The following is a 19,949-nucleotide window of genomic DNA, read 5'->3' on the forward strand; positions in this document are numbered from 1 at the left end:
TTTACTATGGATTTATTGATCGTAGGCCTCAGAATCTTCTGATAGCGTAGGCTTCGGGTTCTCTCTTGTGCTTCTGGATAGCTTGGAAGAAGGCATCCGGATCGTCATAGGTTCCCAGCGTCTCGTGCTTTGGATGAAGGTATCCCATTCCTTCCAGCGGATCGGGGGGTGAAAGGTCAAAGGTACGGGAGTGCAATGCATACCTGAAGAGGCTTGGTTGTACCTTGCTGAACAAGCTTGAGCGAGAGGTTCAGTTCAGAAATGCGAAAGAGCCTGCCTTGGCCGAAGTCCAGACACTCTCTTTCGCGTTATTGAATTTTGATTCTCACAACATCTAGTGAAATATTCTCAAATCCACTCAGTGTTACAGTTGAGAAGATTTAAGAAAATTTGAGAAGAATTTATGAATATTACATAAAATTTATGAAATTGATATTAAATTTGTGATTTTACCAATTGAATTTGAGATTTTGGTTGACTTACCACTCTGGGTGTGCCATGGTAGCAATAGGAGGAGATCCTTATGCTGCCGTGCGAACTTGAAACATTGGTTGATGATATCGTTCATCTGCGTTGTGAATCCCAACACATTGAATTGAAGCGTTCACAGACTGAAGCACCCAAACGCCTCTATGACACCTTGTCGAGTTTTTCCAATCAGAAAGATGGGGGCATAATCATTTTCGGCGTCTATGAACACAATAATTATTCAATAACTGGCGTTGATGACCCTCAGGCTGTCCAACAGCAGGTAAACAACCAAGCCAAGCAGATGGTCCCGATAGTCAGACCGGTATTCACGGTGGCAGAGATTGATGGCAAGGAGGTAGTGAGCGCAGAGATTGCAGAGTGCCCCATCATGGAAAAGCCCTGCTATTATGCTGGAGCCGGACGGTTGAAAGGCTCTTATATCAGGGTTGGTGATTCAGATGAGCCCATGACTGAATATGAAGTTTACAGCTTTGAGGCTTTTCGTCAGAACATCCAGGATGAGAAGTTCCCTGCACTGAATGCCACCATGGATGATTTGAGCAGTGATAGGCTGACTGAGTATATGCTGAAGATCAAGAGGTTCAAGGAGAATCTCTCCCAGCTTTCGCTGGAAAAAGTGCTGCGACTTCAGGGCATCACAGTCAATGGGGTGCCCACAGTAGCCGGACTGATGCTTTTCGGAGAATATCCTCAGGCATTCTTCCCGCAGCTCAGCATAACCGCCATGGTTATCGCCGGCAATATGTATTCTGATATTAGCCAGAATGATGAACGCTTTGTTGATAACAAGCGTATCGAGGGCACAATTATCCAGATGTATGAAAGTGCCATGAAATTTATAAGCCGCAATACCCGGCAAGCAACAATCATCAACGAGAACGGGGAGCGCAACGACAGACCGGAATATCCGCTCAAGGCAGTCCGCGAGCTGGTACTCAATGCCCTGATTCACCGTGACTATAGCATTCATACCATTAATTCGCCGATACGTATTCTGTTGTTTAACAACCGTTTGGAGATTGAGAACCCAGGAGGCCTCTATGGGCGGATTACCATTGATGAGTTGGGAAAAATGTCTGCAGATACCCGCAATCCATTCATAGCGGGTGCACTTGAAGTTTTGGTAGAGACAGAGAATCGTTTTTCCGGCATACCTACCATCTATGCTGAGATGGAGAAGGCTCATTTGCTTCCGCCTGTATTTGAAAGCCAGCGCGGTGTATTTAGGGCCACGCTCTACAATCAGGGTAGCTTATCGATGAATCCTGATGCTGCCAATGATAGTGAATCCTCGATCATGAAAAAGATTCTTTCATTCTGCTCAGAGCCGCGTTCAAAGGATGAAATTGCAAAGCATATCGGCCTTTCCTCTGTGTATTACATCACCGCGAGGTATCTTCATCCCTTGCTTGAAAGTGCTCAGCTGAGAATGACTCTGCCCGATAGGCCCAAGAGCAAACATCAACGTTATGTTGCAGCACAGAGCAGAATCTGAATTCATGATGTACAACCACTTCGTCTGTTAATACGAGCACGGATAGCGTCTTGGCCGTTCCCCTGGGGACTTAAAGCTGCCTTAGTTTTGTAATGGACTTGTTGAGTGCAGGCCTCAGAATCTTCTGATAGCGTAGGCTTCGGGTTCTCTCTTGTGCTTCTGGATAGGCTTGGAAGAAAGCATCCGGATCGTCATAGGTCCCCAGTGTACCTGCACGCGCCTTGCTCTGGATGAAGGTATCCCCTTCTTCCCAGTGGATGGGAGGGTTTCGGAAGTTCAACACTGCAATCCCATAGCCATAGAAACTGCCCATGTAATCGGGAAACTTTGCTTGGAGCTTGAGAAGGTAGGGACGGTCGACAATGTGCCCCCCGATCTCAATCCACTTGTCGTTGTAGAAAATATTCACCCAACCATGATAAAGATTATTGGGACTGATGCGGTAGGTAAGTGATCCTAGGAGGCCTCGATGGAGGACCTTGTCCACCATGCTGGCCTTCATGCGGCAGGGAACTCCCACCGCTCTGAGGATGGTCATAAGCAGGATGGTCTTGGTAAGGCAGTTGCCCAAACCGAGCTTGAGCACTTCAGAACCGCTGATGGCAAACGCTTGGGAATAACCAAAAGGAATTCCATCTCTTACGAAGGTGTAGACAGCATCAATCTGTGCTGTTTTTGAACTGAGATTCTTCCAGCCCTTCTGTTGTACGAGAGTCTGCAGTATCGGGCTTTCGTAGTCGAGCAGCGGTGTTGGACGAAGGTATTGGTTGTCTTCAAGCGATTCCACAACACTTCCTTACTGACTTGGTGCTACACTGAGTATATTCCTCGTGCCTCGTTGTTGCTAGTATATCTTGCAGGAAATGTTTGGTAATTGCATACTAGAGTTGGACATATTGAGAAGTTTGTCATAAAATAGTGTCAAGGAGTAAGACATGGACAGGAAAAGTAGCCTACAAGCTCTGATGAAAGGACCGTTGGCTCCTCTCTATTTCTGCATTGGCAGTCCTGTGGTTGGCAACCCCACGCAGTATATGGTCGAAGCAGCCTTCGATGCTCTTGGCTACTGTGGCAGGTACCTGACCATCGATGTCGATGCCGAGGAGCTGGACCCAAGTATCTGGGGTCTATTGGCCATGAATTTTGCAGGAGGCAACGTTACCGCCCCCTTCAAGCAGGAGGTACTCACCTACCTCGATGAGCTTACCGAAAGTGCCAGCTTATGTGATGCGGTAAACTGCATAACCCGCAAAAGCGATGGTACCTACATCGGGGACAACACCGACGGCAAGGGCTTTCTCCAGTCTCTGATCGCAGTGGCCCCCGATCTTAAGAAGCGCAAGGTCATGGTATTCGGCAGTGGAGGGGCTGCCTCTGCAATCGTCACCGAATTGGCTCTCTATGGAGTGCGGGAGGTAGTGGTGGTCAACCGCACCGAAGCACACGCCAAAACGCTGGTGAACAACCTGGAGGGCATTTCCAGAACCCAGCTGAAGGTCGATCGTTGGGCTGGAACTTATCAGATTGTAGAGAATGACCTGGTGGTGGTACAGGCCACCAGTGTCGGCCTGTTCCAACCAGGTGCTTGCATTGATGTTGCCTTTGCCCCGGCACTGCAGAATGTCATTGCCTGTGATGTGGTGTTCAATCCTGTGGAAACTGCCTTCCTGAAAAAGGCCAAGAGTGCAGGCTGCCTCACCCTCGACGGGCTTGGCATGCTGGTCAACCAAGGAGCGATTGCCATACAGCTGTGGACCGGCAAGGAACCGGACAAGGCTCTGATGCGCTCTAGCTTGGAAGAAGCATTCGCTGTATGCTGACAAAAGAATGCAAGTACTGTACTATGGGCGACTATGAACTACTACTTCATTGCATGTAGAACCGGCGGAGAAGAGAAAGTACGGGCTCACCTGAACAAGTTCTTTATCAGAGAACGGGGGGAAATGCATGAAGTGGATATCTTCATTCCCATGCGACGCATGATCGATCGGCGCAAGGGAAAGAAGATTATGTCCGACCATCCCATTCTTCCCGGGTACCTGTTGCTCTCCAGTGAGGAACCGCTCACTGACTTTGTAATGGATATTCACCGAATTCCGGGTTGCTATGGATTTTTACACAACTTGGACAAGACAATAGAACTCAAGGGACCCGACCATCAGTACGCTGCTTGGATTATGCACAACAAAGGAACGATAAAGCCCTCCAAGGTTGTGTATACGCAAGGCGAGCCGATTAAGGTGGTGGAAGGCCCGCTTCAGGATTTCATGGGGACCGTTATTTCAGTCGACTACCGGCATAATCGGGTTATGGTCGAGTTCCAGTTCGCCGAAGTAATTCGCAAGGTGAGCATGCCCGTTGAGTTTATTCAGCCCGATAGCGGCACTCCCAATCTCGACTAAGACAGACTATTCCTACAGATTCCTAGGACTAAAAGTGGTGACACATCTGCCAAGGTGTGGTATGAAGGTAGCTACTGGTTGGGTGATCCAAGAGTGAGGTGCATGTGGGCAGCAGTGTGAGGAACCGAATTCAGAGACAGCTTCTCCTAATGGCTATTGATGCTATATTGCTATGCATCTGTGCCGCTCTCTCCCTGTGGATAGTGTATGCAACATATGACGCAACTGTGGTGATGTTCACCCTGTTTGCCTCCATGATCCTGCTGCTCTCCCTCTCCATGACCCGTTTCTATTACATCCGCGTCAGCGAAGGCTCGCTGGATCTGGTGAACAGGGCTGTGGCGGGCTTTTTGCTCCCTGCCTTGGTATCGGTCTTGCTTCCCTTGTTCCTGCAAGGCATCCACTCCCTTTGGATTCCCTACTTTGTAGTCTTCTGGGGTTCTTCCTTTCTGACCATGCTGGGAATACGGTTTGCGTACAGAAGCTTCCGGAATTATTACACACGCCAGACACACAACAACAATCCCCGCACCGTCATCTATGGGGCAGGTGAGCTGGGTAACGCATTGGTGCGCCAGTACCAACGGGGTAAACTTCCCTACCACATTGCAGCCTTCATCGACGATAATGCCGCCCTGAAAGGAACCTACTTGTTGGGCATACGAGTATGGGGAACGGTGGATGACCTGTCCGAAGTTTTGGCACAGGTACATGCCAAAGTCCTCATTATTGCCATCACGCACATAGACCAAGCGCGCATGCTTACTGCCATCGATGCAGCAAGGGATGCAGGCTGTGACATCAAGGTCATCCCCTCGCTGTTTGAAATGCAGCAGGGTGCCAAGGAACTGGACCTCAGAAACCTCGACTACGGTGACCTATTGGGACGCTCGTTGATCAGCATCGACAAGGAGCCGATCAAGAAAATGGTCCTGCAGAAGCGGGTGCTCATCACCGGTGCCGGCGGCTCCATCGGCAGCGAGATCTGCAAGCAGCTGCTGACCTACGGACCCGCCCAGTTGATCCTCCTGGATATCGACGAAACCGAGCTGCACGACCTGTCGCTGAGGCTTCACAACTACCAGAAGGAGTGGAGCGACCTGGTCGTCCCGGTGGTCTGCGACATCAAGAACCGCAAGAAGATCGACAGGATCATGGAGCAGTACAAGCCGCAGCTGGTTTTCCATGCGGCTGCCTACAAGCACGTGCCGCTTCAGGAACTCTATCCCGAGGAAGCCATCACGACCAACATTCTGGGCTCCTATGCCGTGCTCAAGAGCGCAAAGGAGCACCGGGTGGAGAAGGTGGTGGTCATCTCCACCGACAAGGCGGTGAACCCGACCAACGTGATGGGCGCCACCAAGCGCGTGGTCGAGCTCATGGCTGGCATGCTCAATTCATCGGAGACGGAAATGGTGTGCGTGCGCTTCGGCAACGTGCTGGGAAGCCGTGGGAGCATGCTGCCCCTGTTCATGGAACAGATAAAGGCGGGCGTGCCGATCACCGTCACCCACAAGGACATCATCCGCTACTTCATGGCAATACCCGAGGCCGTGGGCCTTGTGTTCAAGGCGGCTTCGATGGCCAAGGGCGGGGAAGTCATGGTGCTGGACATGGGCCAGCCGGTGAGGATCTACGACTTTGCCGAGAAGCTGGTCAAGTACTACGGCGACGGCCGCAGCCAGGTGATCGTCACGGGCCTCAGACCCGGAGAGAAGCTGTATGAGGAGCTGTTGGCCAACAAGGATACGACCATAGCCACCGAGGACAAGCTGGTCTTCAAGGCTCAGGTGAGCAACCATGAGCTGTCCGAGCTCACCTTCCTCAACCACTATCTGACAACCTTCCAGAATGGAAACCCTGATGAGATGCTGGCGATGCTGCATCAGTTGGTACCGGAGTTCAATAACCCGAAGATGTAGGGTACGAGTACCAGCTGAGGCGATAAAGTGAACATGGAAAAATCCAATGAGGATGTCTATCTAGGGATACTCGTTAATAGATCAAGTAAGGAGTATTCTCCATTGGGCACGTTTGATATTCTACGGTATTCGATTATTGAATGAACTAGTATAACCATATCATGAAAATAGCTCTGAACGAAGTCTGTAGATTTTACATTTCGGAAGTGTAAATCCTCTTTGCAAAAAATACTCGGCTTTTTCCTGGACTTCTTAAAGTCTTTATACATATTTTCATTGAAGATGACCAGCATCTCCACCTCTGGAGCTGTAATGATGTTAATGACATCAACCTTGTGCTCATATGCTCTACTGAGTTTGAATCGCTCTTTTCTTGAATCCAGTATTCGCAGGACTGTTATCTTTTCAGAAAATCCCTTTCTTAAATAACGCTGTTCGAAAGACTTAGCGTCTCTGCAACGGATTATCTTTTCCTCAAGTAATTGGCTACGACTAAAGATTAACTTCTCAGCATCCAGTAGTTTTTCAATGATGACTTGTTCAGCTGACCCTTCGCAAATACAGGCGATATATTTTGATAGTTCCATCCCTACATCTCGGTACTGGTTTTTAGCAGTATACATCTCAATTGCTTATAGGATTCATACAATGGAACGGTTCCCTCCAGGAACCCACTCTGGTATGCATCACTCTTCTTGATATCATTGCGTTTGAGAATCTTTGAAAGATTTTCAACAGTAATACCTGATTTGTTCCTTACGATATAAATATTGTCATTTGCATTGAATTCATCCAACAACTCAGCGTAGTGTGTGGAGAATACCAGTACTGCTCCCTTTGGATTGATCTGTTGGTCCATGTAGAAACGAATCAACGTTGATACAATCTCTTTGTTGAAATGGTTCTCCATCTCATCAATAAGTACATAGCCTCCAGTTCTGAAGGATTTTAAAGCCTGCATGAAGGTGTTAATACCTTTGATGGTCCCTGATGAGAGGTATCGGTTGAGTTCAGATGGCTGGTTTAGAAGGATTTCTTCTTTTCCCTTGAACTTCAGATGGATAGACGATTCCTTCTGCTGGCCATCTCTGGACAAGTATTCGATGCTGGGATCGAAGAAGGCAATCAGAGCCGGTGGGATATCAGAACTCAACCCAAGCAGATTACTGTTTGTATAGCGCAGCATATCAATTACAACCATTTTCTCTGCCAATTGTTTGTTGACGGCTACCATAATGCTTACATCGTCAAGAAGAAACTTTTCCTGAGTATCCCGGACTAATTCAGGATAACCAGCAGAGAAATCGAACAATGCTTTCTTCGCCTTGATGCTGGCCGCAGGCTTTCGGCACAGCGTTTCTTCAACAATACTCAACCGACCTTCCTTTTTCCTTATGACCGTATGAAGCTTATAGACAGCATCCGTAGGAGCGTGGAAATACATGGTGAACATCACACGGTTGCAATCAGAAAGACCATCGAAGATTTCCAGGCAATCAATAGAGTTGATAGGTTCATTATTCAACAAGCGTAAGGCAAACATCAGTACTTTCAAGAGCGTGGTTTTCCCTGAGGCATTAATACCAATAATTGACAGTACAGTATTCTGATAGTAGGTTGAGAAGAGATTGTACAGTGATTCTTTTGCATCAGAAGAGACTCGTTGGAGTGCAAGGAAATCAAACTCCAAATCCGAAGAAAATAAAGGTAACCCAGAAGCAACAACCTTCAGTACTTTCATAAGCCACTCCATATAAAACCAAACTATATGGTTATATACTTCGATTATTACATGAAAATCACAGTATGGCAATATTATAAACGTGAAATCTGTTTTTAATATTTGAAGTCTTCTTTGCTGGATTTCTTGAGAATAGCAATTCTCTCTGTATTGAGACCATAAAGGAGTAGCTGGTCTACTCCATGCATGAGAGTAGTTATAGCCTGATTGTCGTTGTGATGTGGAATATCATCGGCAGGCTCTCTCCTTCTAATAGCGTTCCATCAGAAAATCACAGCGATCACCGCCCTTGCCCAATGTCTGTGTTCGGGTAAACCGTATCCCTGACACATTGCCGTACACATAGTCATCGTTCTCGCAGAATAGAGGGGTCAGCTCCGGACAACCCAATTCCAAGCAATACTTGCAATAGGGGCACTTCAGGATATCCATCCGGGCACTATGCTTTTCTGTTAGATAGAATTTCTGCTGGAAACCGGAAGCCTGACCAAAAAATTTCTTGCATAGGATGGGAAAAAAACCAATAAAAAGGCGGCTTGAGCCCGGTAAACGCATAAGCTTTGCCAAAGTCTTGGCTGCCCTCAGGCCCCCTGTCTTCATCCCGGCCTGCATGATGGGCATTGCATCCAGGGGATGTTCTTTCATCAGCGTTGTATACAGGGCCACACCGATAAAGATATTCTTTTCGGTGTGAAACCTCACCTTCTTCGGGTCGCCTTTATAGGTTTCACGAAGCTTTTCATACAGCATAGCTGCCTGATCCCAAAGACCTGACGAAGAAGCTTCCCCGTAACGGGAAACCATCTCCTGTCGAACCCATTTGAAAAGAGGACTAGCTGACAGTACCTTCAAACCTGGTTGCATCAGTACGCTCCAAAGCAAACACTATCATGAAAACAACAGGAAATGAACACTCTTAGGAGAGAGCAATACCAGCTTTCTTGCTGTTTCGCTTCACTCTTCGCCTACGCTTGTACCGTTGGAGTACAGAGATGATGAAGCAACTGTTCCACTGCTTTCTGGGTGTGATATGTGTCTCAGGCGGGAGAAATTGCTCACCATACCGGCCAAATATATCCACAAACCGACGATAGTCATGCTGGCCTTGGTGTGTCCAAAAGGACTCGGCACCTGCAATCAGGCGTGGGAACAGATGCAAGTCCCTCTCTGCTCGAGTACAGATGTACTCGGTCCACAGCATGAGCTCTGCACCGAACAGATTTGCATCCTTTTCAGTTTGCAATTGCTTGCCATAGCGATAGACCACCTGTAGGGGAAGCAATGTATGGTCCATATCCAGATACGTATGGAAATAGTCACTCATAATCGCAGGGTGCTCTGATAAGGAGGCATCCAGCAGCGGGTTCCACACCTGCGTGATGATATTCTTGTTATAATCTTGGTCCAGGTAATCGTTGTAGAGGATTACCTGTTTTCCCAGGCTTGCCGCATGCATAGTCATTTCGTTGCAAAACCATCGCAGCAAGGCTTTCTCATCGGATAAGAGCAGTGCTTTTTTTCTCTTCTGGCAGTCAGGGCAGGCGACCCAACGGTCCAGGGGAATCTCATCGCCCCCCAAATGGATGTAGGGGGCAGGGAAGAGGGAGGCTATCTCAGTAATGACAGTTTTCACGAAAGCAAGGGCTTCGTCCTTTCCCACACACAGAATGTCTGGGAAAATGCCTTCTCCCTTGGGAACGGTGAACGGTCCTCCCGTGCAGCTGAGCTTGGGATAGGCAGCAAGAGCGGCGGTGAAGTGTCCGGGCATGTCGATCTCGGGGACGACCATAATCTGCCTGTCTTGTGCATACGCTACCAGGTCTCTGATCTCTTGCTTTGAATACCTGCCCGATTCCTCTTCTCCTAGGTTAGGAAAGCAATCCAGTGCGATTCTCCACCCTTGGTCATCGCTGACATGCAGGTGCAGTACATTTATTTTACAGGAAGCGAGGATGTCGATGATCCTCCGAATCTCCTCAACCGGACAGAAGGACCTGGCTACATCCAGCATGAAAGCGCGCCAATGCAGGGCGGGAGCATCCTGGATACGGCAACAGGGAATGGCGTGGGGATAGGCAAGAAAGAGCTGACGCAGTGTCTGCACTGCGTAGAATATCCCTTTCAAATCCTGCGCTTCAATCCTGCATCCGCAAGGTTGCAGTTCCAAGCGATATGCTTCTTCATCTTTCAGGTCTATTGCCTTTGCAATGGTCAGGTTGGGTGACCGCTCACCCTTTTCTGCCTCAACACCAAGGTACTCCTTGACGTAGTGCAGTACGTGCTCGGTGTCAAACACAGGGTCAAGCGCTACAACCAAGGACGAGGGGTGCATGTATGTACCATTGAGCATTGCTATGGCACCTGAAGGATAGGGAATGAGAGGGAGCTTTTCTGTCATATGAATGGTGTTATTCCTTTAATGCCCCGGCTGCAAAGCCTTGGGCAATTTTGTCTTTGAAAATCAGATAGAAGACGATCATCGGCACCGTGCCGATAACCAATGCAGCAAACTGCAGGCCGTAATCACGGGACATTCCGCCGGCAAAGCTGTTGATCCCGACCGGCAGTGATCGTACGGTAAGGTCGCTGGTCAACGTCAGGACCAGAATGAATTCATTCCAGTTCCCCAAGAAGGTATAGATGAACATGGTGGAGATAATGGGGGTGGCAACTGGAATGATTATGTTCATGAATACCTGAAAGAACGTGGCCCCATCGATGATGGCCGACTCCTGCATGGCATCGGGAATCCCTTTGATATACGTGGTAGCAAGAAATACCTGAAACGGGAGGCCGAAGGCAATATAGGGCAGAATTACTCCCAACCGGGTATTAGAAAGGCCCAGCCTTGTCTCCATGATGAACAAGGGAACAATTACCGAGTGTACGGTAATGAGCAGTCCCAACGTATAGAGCAGGGAGACGAAGCGGCTGCTTTTGTAATGGAACTTGGAGAGGGCATAGCCGCTGCTCATGGCAAAGAACACGGTAAAGAACGTGGCAACCAGGGAGTAGATGGTACTGTTGACGAAGTAAATGCCCAAATGCCCCTGTGTCCAGGCAAGGATGAAATTCTGTACATACCACGTAAGAGGCGGGGAAAGCGGATGGCGTACGATCAGGGCATGCGGCTTGAAGGCACTGAGAATCATCCATGCCAAGGGGATGATCGTAAGCAAGGTGAAGGTAATCATCAGTACATAGGAGAGGATTTTTCCCAAGGTAATGGTTTTTTTCATTGCTTCTCCCTACTCGAACCGACGTTCAAATTTCCTGCTGATGTATTGCAGGATAAGAATCAAACCAACTGCCAACAGGACAATAATCATCGAGGCGGCACTGCCGAAGCCGTATTTGTAATACTTGAAGGTGTTGATATACATGTAGATGGCGATCACTTCGGTGAAATGCGCGGGCCCGCCACCGGTCATGGAATAAATGAGGTCGAAAGCCTTCAGGCTTCCCGAGATGGCAAAGATGGCAGTGGTAGCGATGGTGCCCACCATGCTGGGAAGAATGATTCTTCTGAGCATCTGCGATTCGCTTGCCCCATCGATTTGTGCCGCTTCCAGGAGGGAAGGTGTCATTTTCTGCAGGTTTGCATAGAAAATAATCATATACGTTCCGGTATGCATCCAAAGCAGGACAAAGAGTATGGGGTAAATAGCCATTTGCTGGTTTTCGAATATCCGCATGACATACTGGCTTTCGCCCGTCAATTTTCTGATTATGGCTACCACCATTCCCGATGCTGAAAATATCTGATTCCACAAGAGGGCAACCACAACCGGGGAGATGGTAATGGGTAAGAAAATCATGGTCTGGTAGAACTTGCCGTTACGGACCATGTTCCGGTGTAAGAGGAATGCCAAGAGAAAGCCCAAGGGGATCTGGCCGAACACCGAGACGGCTACGATCAAAAGGTTGTTTCTCAGGGAGTGACGAAAGACTTCGTCGCCGATGATCTTCGCATAGTTATCCAACCCGATAAACGCAGGCTTTCCATACCCTCCGAAGGAGGTGAAGCTCAACGAGAAGCTGTAGGCCACCGGAAAAATGATGATTGCGGCGAACAGAAGCAGACCCGGGGCCAGCAGGATATAGTAACTCATCCGTTTTTGTTGTGAGAAAGTCATGACGCTCCTCGTGTTCCAAGGAAGGCTCTATCCCCGATTGGGGAAAGAGCCTTGCACTAGATTTCTACCGACCGATGGCTGTGACCATGGCTTCGAGTTCCTGGGCGACCTGCTTGGGCGTCTTGGTACCAAACATCATGTTCTGAAGGTTGATATTGAACGTTCCAATGGGTTCTGCAGCAAGCACGGAATCCATGACATAGCCCATGGGGACCTTGCCTGCATAGGCTACCAGCTTCTGGATCATGGGATCAGCATCCTTGGGCTCGTCAAGCTTGTAGGCGGGCAATCTGCCGAATCTCTGCCTGATCGCTGAGCCTTCAGGACCGGAGTAGAACCATATCCACTTCCATGCCGCTTCCGACTCTGCCTTGTTGAGCTTTGCGTTCATGCCGAAGCCCTGGCCTGCAGTCGCCGAAGTGGAAAGGCTTTGGCCTTTCTGGTTGGGGACGTCGGGGAATGACTCAAGACTCATGTATGCCTTCTGCTCGACAGTGAGTTCTCCGATCATGTTGTTCACCGTCCAACCGCCGTCGATGAAGTACACAGCCTTTTCCTGGACAAAGTCATCCAATCCTTGGCCGTAGGCCAGTTGGTTTGTTCCCGGTGAGAGCATTTCCTTGTCGGTGAGCTCTTTGATAATTTCCATGGCATACACAAATTCGGGGTCGTCAAAGCGAGCCTGACCGGCAATAGCTTTGTCGAACCATTCCAAGCCGCAGGTTCTCTCAACCAGCATACCTGCTACGCAGGACTGCATGGGCCAAGCATCCTTATTGGCGATGGAAATGGGAATAAGACCTGCTGCCCTGATTTTGGGTCCCTGTGCCAACAGCTCTTCATAGGTCTTGGGAAGGGTGAGACCCAGTTCCTTCAACAGGCGGTTGTTGGTAAACATGATCGAGGTAATGCTGATGTCCTCGGGCAGTTCCCAGATCTCTCCGTTCTTGCCTTGGCCTTGCATTGCCATATCAGCAAACTCGTCCTCGTGTCCTGCAAGGTAGGGGCGCAAGTCCTGTACCAAGCCTGCATTCGTAACCTGGCTTGTTCTCTCGCCGGGGTACAGCAGTACGACATCGGGCAATTGGCCGCTCATCGCCATGGTTTGCAGCTTGTCATGGAACGCTTCGCCATAGCCATACTCAAAGGTGAGCTTGATATTCGGATTGGCCTTTTCAAACACATCCACCAGATACTGGAAATTGGGAGCGGTGGTTTTATCCGTCTGATCGAGGAAATGATATACAGACAAGGTGGTGACACCATCCCCTGCATCCTTTGCTTGTTCTTTGGTCCCAGCTGCAAACAGCATGAGTGGAACCAAGAACAATGCGATGAAAACCATGCTGAGCAATCGTTTCATGTTCATAGTAATCCTCCTAATATCGTATCCTTCACAGGAAGGAATCATCGACTTACGCTAACAGATGGAATAGGGGAAGCACTTTCTGTGTTGCATAGTCCGAAAGTGGTTCCAGGTTCATCAACACTTTGTCCAGTACCAGAGCCGCTGCTCCGAAGGAGACGGCTTGGTAGCCCAGGGACGAGAACTGTATCTGCGTTCCCCCGTCACTGTGGTCCAGCGAGTTTGCCCGAAGGGCATAGCGCAGCATATCGGGCATGCTGGTTTCGATGGCCTCTACATTGCCTCCGATAAAGACATGCGCGATATCCAGCGTGTTGATCAGAAATGCCAGGTTCTCACACAATTCACCCAGGTATGCCTGTAGCGCTTCCTTGTTCTCGGTAACTGAGATAGTTCTGTCCACCACCACTTGCTCTGAGGAGTTGAGGTCGCGGTTGAGTACGCTCTTGAACTCTCCTGCCCGGTTGTTGCTGCCCCGATAGATTTTCCCGTCGAAGCCGAAACCAAGGCCCACCGTCGGCCTTGCAAGGCCGGTGTGTACGTCGTAGGCTTTCCAGAACTCGATGAGGACGAACAGGAAGTTGCGAAGTTTCCGCTTTCGTTGGAATATGACTTCCCCCCATGCTCCACAGTTGGCATCGTTTTCCAAGAAAACGGGGAAGGGGAAGGCCGAGGCAACTTCACCATAGAAGTCAAAGGGCTTGTTGAAGTCCAGCGATACGGAGCGGATAATTACTTGCCGCTGGGCATCTACTATGCCTGAGAAGCCTATTCCGACTCCCAACAAGTGACGTCCATCGTGATTCAGCCGCTGGGTGATACTCTCTATGAACGACAATAGCTCAGCCTTGAAGGTTTTGGCTGTGAAGCCTTTGGGCTGTGTCTCTGAGAACAGTACGTTGCCTTCCAAGTCGATGGAGAGGGCGGTATAGGAGTCCGACCGGATCTCAATGCCGATAACATGGAAGTACTCCTTGTTCAGCGTAATGCCGATAGCCCTTCTTCCGCCTTTCGGACCGGGATCTATGGTTTCATTCTCCCTGACAATCCCGCGCTGCATGAGGTCGACAACAATGTTGGAGACTGAAGAGCGGTTGAGCCCCAAACGAGAAGCAAGCTCGGCCCTGCTGAGTTCATCCTCTATCCACAGGCGATGAATGATGCGGGAGGAATTTATGAGTCTGGTTCTGTGAGGACTGTCCATGGACAACTCCAATACGTAGTTTGTTTGTTTTTGTACTAACCTAAACTCAGTATAGAAGCATGAAAACGTAAGTCAAGAAGAATAACATGTATAAATAATATAAGGATTTAAAGATAACTTGGACTAACACAAAGTGAAATGAAAGTGAAAAATGAGATATTGCGAGGGCCAAATACCTACGGGAGTAGGAGCAGCGAGCTGGACGTAAGAAGGGTGGTAAGTGTTGAAGGCCAGCGATATGATGGGTTGCTATGGATGAGAGTAATTTTGAATTATTACTGGAGAGTGTAAAGAAGCTGGTGCAATTCTGCGTAAGGAGAAAAAGCCTGCGAGGGTATTTGCTGTTGATCTATCTGATTCAAAGGATTCGCTCATGATTGGGAAAACCTGTAATGATCAGCAACTTTTCAGGGCAGTTACTACTGAGTGATGAAGAGTTTTCCGGAAAGCTGTAAAGCTTGAACACTGCTCAGAGATAGAGAGAGGACTGATACTTCCCTCATCTATCAACTGTACCAGGTATTCTCGCGATGGATGGTCTCCGATCAACAGTTCCAATTGCTTTTTGACATCAAATGAACTTGCTCTGTTTCCAGTTCTTGTTTCATACGTTTCAGATGGATTATCGTGGTCTTTGTGTGCTTGAAGCAACCATGCTTCAGACTTTGGTCGAGGTACCATGGGTACCCCAAAGTGAAATTCTTCCAGTAAAAAACCATTTTCAATAGAATCCCATTTATCTTGCCATTCATCCTTTGATCTGGAACCATCACCATCACGAAATAGGACGGCAATATAGGGACATCCTTCTTCTTGCATTTTTTGTTTTGCATAGCTGCCAAGTACTTGTGCGTTTGCTCTGAAAAAGCCTCTGCTCTTTCCGAATTTTTTGCCAGAGAGTTTGGTTACTCTGGGCTTCTTACGTTGTAACAGTTCCTGTTCACTGCAAAACTCAAGGATATCCTCATGTTCCCCTTCAGTTTCACGAGGAGAATAGCCAAGAATTGGAGTAACAAGGATGTCAATAAAGCATGCCATAGGACCATGCAGAAATGTGTTATCTTGTGCTCTCGTTCCAATATCAGTGGGACCTTCGCCTGAAAGGAGGAATTTCATGTGAATTCATACTCCAGATCTGATGACACCTCTTGCATGGTGGTATCGACGAATACTTCTCCCGGTCCTAGGAGCCTGAGTTTTTCTCGGGTTCGATTACTTTGGAAATAACGACCGCAGCGGGTATAGCCGGCTGCATTGCGATAGACAAGGAAAACACCATTTTGGGCGACTTGATCTTCCAGATAATTAAGAACCATTGGGCTATGCGTAGTGACAATTACCTGTTTCTTGCTATTGACTAAATAATCCATCAAGCGTTCAACCAATTCAGGGTTGATTCCATTTTCTATTTCGTCCAGCAAGAGGCATGTGTGGTTGGTTTGCATCTGTGAGATGATGGTTAAGATTCTTAACATGCCATCATTGAGATGCGTTGTTTCAGTCTCTAGTCGGTTTTTACTGCCGTTCTCAAATGATTCACTTACAGTGATGGTCTTCCAGCCTGCTCTGAGTGAGGATGAGAGTATGGAAGTTACTTGTGGGTAGAACGCTTGCAACTGTGTAAGAATTGTTCGCTTGTTCTCAGTTGAGAGCCCATGGAAGAATGCAGTGAGCTTTTCCCCTCCGATTCCCACATCATCAGCTGCTCTACTACGAGTTTTAATCAATTGAGGATTTAAGAGTTCCAGAGATTTCATTCCTTGTGAAAAACTAAAAATGGCGCCAATGGCGGGAGCCTTCTGTACATCAAATTTATACACACTGAGAATTGACCCTTGGTAGAGTAAGTCTTTTACTGGAATAGCAGATGATTCTCCAGCAATGAATATGTTCAATTTACCGTCCTGCACCGAAAAAATGGTTTTATCGTCTTCTGTTACTTTTTCCTGGGTGCATCGGATGGCTTGCTTGTTGTACGTACCGCTCCAAACTACTGATTTGCCTTGGTACAATAAAGAGATACTGAATGTGATGGTAGTTTTTTTTGTAAATTTACTTGTAAGTTCTTCGTGTTTCCAACCACGTTTATCAAGCCAGGAATCAATACGACCTTGGGGGAGTTGAGCAAGAAAGTCGAAAGCCTGCAGGATTGTGGATTTACCGCTGCCATTCAAGCCGACAAGGCATGAGAAGGCTGGAATATCTTGGATATCCTTTTTAGGAGGAAATGAGAAATCTATAAGAGACTTGAAATTATCAAGATACAATCTCGTGAGCATGCGGTAACCTCCATATGCAAAAGTATAACAGAAAGAGGAAAGGATGGGAACGAAATAGTGGTTAACTTACAAGCAGAGGATTTTTGTACAGACTTGTTAAAACAAATGTTCATCAGAAAGGAACTAGCAGTTTTCTCCATAATTTCCGTCAAATCGGCTCTTCAACCCATTTACATGAGAAAAAGGAAGTAAAGCATCGTGCTGTAGTCTAGCTACAACCAAACCTGGATGAATTGCGATTGTCTTTGCAAATTCAACTACGGATGAAGTAGTGAAAACCTCCTGTTTGATAAATTCAGAGTAGGCTGATTCATTAATAAAAAATGTAAACCCTCTTTTGCACAGTGTTGGTAAACTGTTAGCAAAATATTGAAATTAGTGGTAAGGTAATAAGGCATTGAGAGGGCGATGGAGCAGAAGATGTGGTAGTCCCTGCCCATTGTTCTCCCAATGCTTAGGACTACCACAATGCCCAAGCATATCACTTCATCCAGGAAGGAGACACCCTGGACCGGCAAGGACGATGCGACCCCGTTGCAATCATTCATTGATGCAATCAATCTGTCCAACTACAAGAAGAAGCATCCCTCAATTTCGGACACCGAAGAAAGTGAGCTTCTCAACTCCTATGCACCCCAGGAGTGCCGGTATTGCCAGAGCCTCAAGATCCAGAAATACGGATTCACGAGCAACCATGTCAGACGTTACCGGTGTTCGGATTGCGAAAGGACTTTCACGGTCACAACGGGCACCATATTCGACAACCACAAGATACCCATAAGCGAATGGGTGGATTATCTGCTCGGCTTGTTCAGGATGCAGAGCTTCAACTCAGTATCGAAATCAAACAGAAACAGCGACACAACAACGAATTACTGGACATCCAAACTCTGCCTTACACTCAGGGGATACCAAGATACTATTGTTCTCAGGGGAAAAGCTTACATCGATGAGACCTTCTACAAGCTGAGGAAAGAAGATATCCAGATGAAGGAGGATGGGCTGCAGTATCGTGGTCTATCACGAAACCAGATCTGCATGGGGATAGGATGCGATCTCTCCGGCCATGTTTTCTGTACCATCGAGGGGAACGGAAAGACATCCTCCAAGAAAACGTTGGAGGCATTCCTTCATCATATCGAGCCAGGGACAACCCTTGTCCATGATAGAGAGAAAAGCCATGACAGTCTGGTGAAAGACCTGCACTTGGTGAGTGAAGCTCATAGCTCGAAGTCGCTCAAAGGCTTGCCTGACAAGGAAAATCCAATGAACGAAATCAACCAGCGCTGTCGACAGCTCAAGCAGTTCCTGAACTCGCATTCCGGTTTTGACAGAGCCAATCTCTCTGATTACTTGAACCTCTTTTGCTTTTTATTGTCAATCCTCCCAACGACCCGTACAAAAAGATTGAAACTCTACTCAACAGGGTTTTCGAAAACCCTATTTCGCTCAGTTACAGAGAGAAATACTCAAACTAACGCTCTATTTGCAGTTGGCGACCAACACTGTGCAAAAGAGGGTTTAAAAATGTTTGGGCAAAGTGATTAGCTGCCTGTTCCTTCTCATCTTGAATTCCATTTTCGATATCGAGAGTGATTATTGGTTCTTTTTTGGAATAGTGTAGGACAAGATGGCCGATTTCATGCATGAGAGCAAACCATGCATGATCATGTGTCTTGAACCGTAAGCTCAAATAGATGGCGGGATGTTTCTTGTAGGTGGATAGTGCCCCTCTGATTTTTGCTTGGGAAATGGGCTCATGTATTACCAGATAAATTCCTGCTTGGTTCAACAGCTCCCGTGCCTCAGTGAGGGATGCTGGAGCATCACTAGTATTGGCAATTACTTTTAATTTCGGTAACAGAGTTTTCAGGAGAACTTCGTTATACTGATTCTCAAGATGCTCATTCTGTACCTCTACCTCTTCACGACAAAGATTCAGCCAAATTGCAATAGCTTCGAGAGTGCCCCCATCTTGCATACACGAGACACCCATCGTTGCATAGACCCTCTCAAACTGAGAGAAATCGCTGATCTGAAGTAAGGATAGCATTTGATCAGCTTGCTTTTGGAGACTCCATCCAAAATCTTTGAAGACTTCATTGAATTTGAATCTCTTGGCAATGAGCTGTAATTCTTTTGAATCTGCTGAATATGCGGGGCTTTGTTCCCTAGCTACCGCCTCTCGGTATTTTGTTTCATAATTCAACCAGTACGAAGCAGGGACTCCGGTCAAAACCTTTTCTAATTTCAAGGCTGTTTCTTCGGTCAGTCTACTTGTCCCGTTGAGTACATGTGACAAGTGTTTTTCACTAATTCCCGTTCTTTGTGACAACTCCTTCTGAGTGATTTCATAGGAGTCTAGATATTCTTTAATTACTTTTCCTGTTGGAGTGCTCGCTAGAACTTTGCTCATGTACTACCCCCCATTTCTCTTCATGGATATCTGAACCGTTTAGTGATAATCACAAATTTGTAAAATCTTGATTTTTGTGATGGATGAGAGATCATGTTCAGACCATGTGCCATACGGCTCAAAGATAATTCGATAATTCTTGGAGACATCAACGCTCCAATAGTTTGCCATGTTTCCTGATAGCTTATGACGTCTTGGAGGAGGTGTCATAGGTATTTCTTCAAGTGAGTTTGCTGCTTCAAATTCCGCCAACCTATTACCTATCGAATCTGCAATATTTCCATGCTTGGATTTGCGCAACCGTTCATTGGTTAAGACCAACTCATCTTTTCTGGAAGCAAAATAGACATCCAAAGATTGCCTCCTCATAGAAGGAGTATAATAAAATTAACCTTATAGGTCAATCTTCTTATTTTGCTAGTATCCGTGATAGTGAGAATCTCATTGCAATTTTACCAATTTGAGGGACTAAGTAATTCCTTCCACATTGCTTTTT

The 19,949-nt window shown here is 47.4% G+C and carries 19 protein-coding genes; 5 read left to right on the forward strand and 14 right to left on the reverse strand.

Annotated elements, in window-relative coordinates:
* Positions 1 to 28 precede the first annotated feature (28 nt).
* The gene (locus SPIBUDDY_RS01115; protein WP_041380458.1) at positions 29 to 235 is read right to left on the reverse strand and encodes a hypothetical protein; all 207 of its coding nucleotides are present in this window, start codon (positions 233 to 235) and stop codon (positions 29 to 31) included.
* Between the two features lie 288 nt (positions 236 to 523).
* On the opposite strand from SPIBUDDY_RS01115, the gene SPIBUDDY_RS01120 reads away from it, so the two are divergent.
* On the forward strand, positions 524 to 1,987 hold the full coding sequence (locus SPIBUDDY_RS01120; protein ID WP_013605917.1) for an ATP-binding protein: 1,464 nt from the start codon (positions 524 to 526) through the stop codon (positions 1,985 to 1,987).
* Positions 1,988 to 2,057: 70 nt separating this feature from the next.
* Here the strand turns inward: SPIBUDDY_RS01120 and SPIBUDDY_RS01125 are convergent, their stop codons facing one another.
* Positions 2,058 to 2,774: a transglutaminase-like domain-containing protein gene (locus SPIBUDDY_RS01125; protein WP_013605918.1), complete on the reverse strand. Its 717-nt coding sequence runs from the start codon at positions 2,772 to 2,774 to the stop codon at positions 2,058 to 2,060.
* 148 nt (positions 2,775 to 2,922) lie between these two features.
* Here SPIBUDDY_RS01125 and SPIBUDDY_RS01130 point away from each other — a divergent pair, with 148 nt between their 5' ends.
* From SPIBUDDY_RS01130 to SPIBUDDY_RS01140, 3 genes are all read left to right on the forward strand, one after another.
* Positions 2,923 to 3,807, forward strand: a complete 885-nt coding sequence (locus SPIBUDDY_RS01130) for a shikimate dehydrogenase family protein (protein WP_013605919.1) — start codon at positions 2,923 to 2,925, stop codon at positions 3,805 to 3,807.
* A gap of 33 nt (positions 3,808 to 3,840) precedes the next feature.
* Positions 3,841 to 4,389, forward strand: coding sequence for a transcription termination/antitermination NusG family protein (locus tag SPIBUDDY_RS01135; RefSeq protein ID WP_013605920.1), 549 nt, complete (start codon positions 3,841 to 3,843; stop codon positions 4,387 to 4,389).
* A gap of 149 nt (positions 4,390 to 4,538) precedes the next feature.
* Entirely contained in the window at positions 4,539 to 6,311 is a 1,773-nt protein-coding gene (locus SPIBUDDY_RS01140) for a polysaccharide biosynthesis protein (protein WP_245523793.1), read from the forward strand.
* Positions 6,312 to 6,367: 56 nt separating this feature from the next.
* Here the strand turns inward: SPIBUDDY_RS01140 and SPIBUDDY_RS01145 are convergent, their stop codons facing one another.
* The 10 genes from SPIBUDDY_RS01145 to SPIBUDDY_RS01190 all read right to left on the reverse strand — a co-directional run bounded on the left by SPIBUDDY_RS01145 (position 6,368) and on the right by SPIBUDDY_RS01190 (position 17,037).
* Positions 6,368 to 6,898: a hypothetical protein gene (locus tag SPIBUDDY_RS01145; protein WP_013605922.1), complete on the reverse strand. Its 531-nt coding sequence runs from the start codon at positions 6,896 to 6,898 to the stop codon at positions 6,368 to 6,370.
* Between the two features lie 2 nt (positions 6,899 to 6,900).
* Positions 6,901 to 8,052 (reverse strand): AAA family ATPase, encoded by a 1,152-nt coding sequence (locus tag SPIBUDDY_RS01150; protein ID WP_013605923.1) that lies wholly within the window; start codon positions 8,050 to 8,052, stop codon positions 6,901 to 6,903.
* A 249-nt stretch (positions 8,053 to 8,301) separates the two neighbouring features.
* A complete protein-coding gene (locus tag SPIBUDDY_RS01155) occupies positions 8,302 to 8,916 on the reverse strand; it encodes an L-2-amino-thiazoline-4-carboxylic acid hydrolase (RefSeq protein WP_013605924.1) in 615 nt (204 codons plus the stop codon).
* A 52-nt stretch (positions 8,917 to 8,968) separates the two neighbouring features.
* A complete protein-coding gene (locus tag SPIBUDDY_RS01160; protein WP_013605925.1) occupies positions 8,969 to 10,450 on the reverse strand; it encodes a beta-N-acetylhexosaminidase in 1,482 nt (493 codons plus the stop codon).
* A 10-nt stretch (positions 10,451 to 10,460) separates the two neighbouring features.
* A complete protein-coding gene (locus tag SPIBUDDY_RS01165) occupies positions 10,461 to 11,291 on the reverse strand; it encodes a carbohydrate ABC transporter permease (RefSeq protein WP_013605926.1) in 831 nt (276 codons plus the stop codon).
* A 9-nt stretch (positions 11,292 to 11,300) separates the two neighbouring features.
* Positions 11,301 to 12,188 (reverse strand): carbohydrate ABC transporter permease, encoded by an 888-nt coding sequence (locus tag SPIBUDDY_RS01170; protein WP_013605927.1) that lies wholly within the window; start codon positions 12,186 to 12,188, stop codon positions 11,301 to 11,303.
* A 64-nt stretch (positions 12,189 to 12,252) separates the two neighbouring features.
* Complete coding sequence (locus SPIBUDDY_RS01175; protein WP_013605928.1) at positions 12,253 to 13,557, reverse strand: ABC transporter substrate-binding protein; 1,305 nt, start codon at positions 13,555 to 13,557, stop codon at positions 12,253 to 12,255.
* Between the two features lie 46 nt (positions 13,558 to 13,603).
* A complete protein-coding gene (locus SPIBUDDY_RS01180) occupies positions 13,604 to 14,758 on the reverse strand; it encodes an ROK family transcriptional regulator (RefSeq protein ID WP_013605929.1) in 1,155 nt (384 codons plus the stop codon).
* Positions 14,759 to 15,154: 396 nt separating this feature from the next.
* Positions 15,155 to 15,874: a hypothetical protein gene (locus tag SPIBUDDY_RS15550; RefSeq protein ID WP_013605930.1), complete on the reverse strand. Its 720-nt coding sequence runs from the start codon at positions 15,872 to 15,874 to the stop codon at positions 15,155 to 15,157.
* On the reverse strand, positions 15,871 to 17,037 hold the full coding sequence (locus SPIBUDDY_RS01190) for an AAA family ATPase (RefSeq protein ID WP_013605931.1): 1,167 nt from the start codon (positions 17,035 to 17,037) through the stop codon (positions 15,871 to 15,873). Before SPIBUDDY_RS01190 ends, SPIBUDDY_RS15550 begins: the two co-directional genes overlap by 4 nt.
* Positions 17,038 to 17,505: 468 nt before the next feature.
* Here SPIBUDDY_RS01190 and SPIBUDDY_RS01195 point away from each other — a divergent pair, with 468 nt between their 5' ends.
* Positions 17,506 to 18,585 carry an IS1/IS1595 family N-terminal zinc-binding domain-containing protein gene (locus SPIBUDDY_RS01195; protein ID WP_013605932.1) on the forward strand — a complete coding sequence of 360 codons (1,080 nt, stop codon included), beginning with the start codon at positions 17,506 to 17,508 and terminating at the stop codon, positions 18,583 to 18,585.
* Here SPIBUDDY_RS01195 and SPIBUDDY_RS01200 read toward each other — a convergent pair.
* Complete coding sequence (locus SPIBUDDY_RS01200) at positions 18,512 to 19,453, reverse strand: helix-turn-helix domain-containing protein (RefSeq protein WP_013605933.1); 942 nt, start codon at positions 19,451 to 19,453, stop codon at positions 18,512 to 18,514. The genes SPIBUDDY_RS01195 and SPIBUDDY_RS01200 overlap by 74 nt on opposite strands.
* A gap of 39 nt (positions 19,454 to 19,492) precedes the next feature.
* Positions 19,493 to 19,807: a type II toxin-antitoxin system RelE/ParE family toxin gene (locus SPIBUDDY_RS01205; protein ID WP_013605934.1), complete on the reverse strand. Its 315-nt coding sequence runs from the start codon at positions 19,805 to 19,807 to the stop codon at positions 19,493 to 19,495.
* Between the last annotated feature and the right edge of the window lie 142 nt (positions 19,808 to 19,949).

Source organism: Sphaerochaeta globosa str. Buddy (assembly GCF_000190435.1).
Lineage (GTDB): Bacteria > Spirochaetota > Spirochaetia > Sphaerochaetales > Sphaerochaetaceae > Sphaerochaeta > Sphaerochaeta globosa.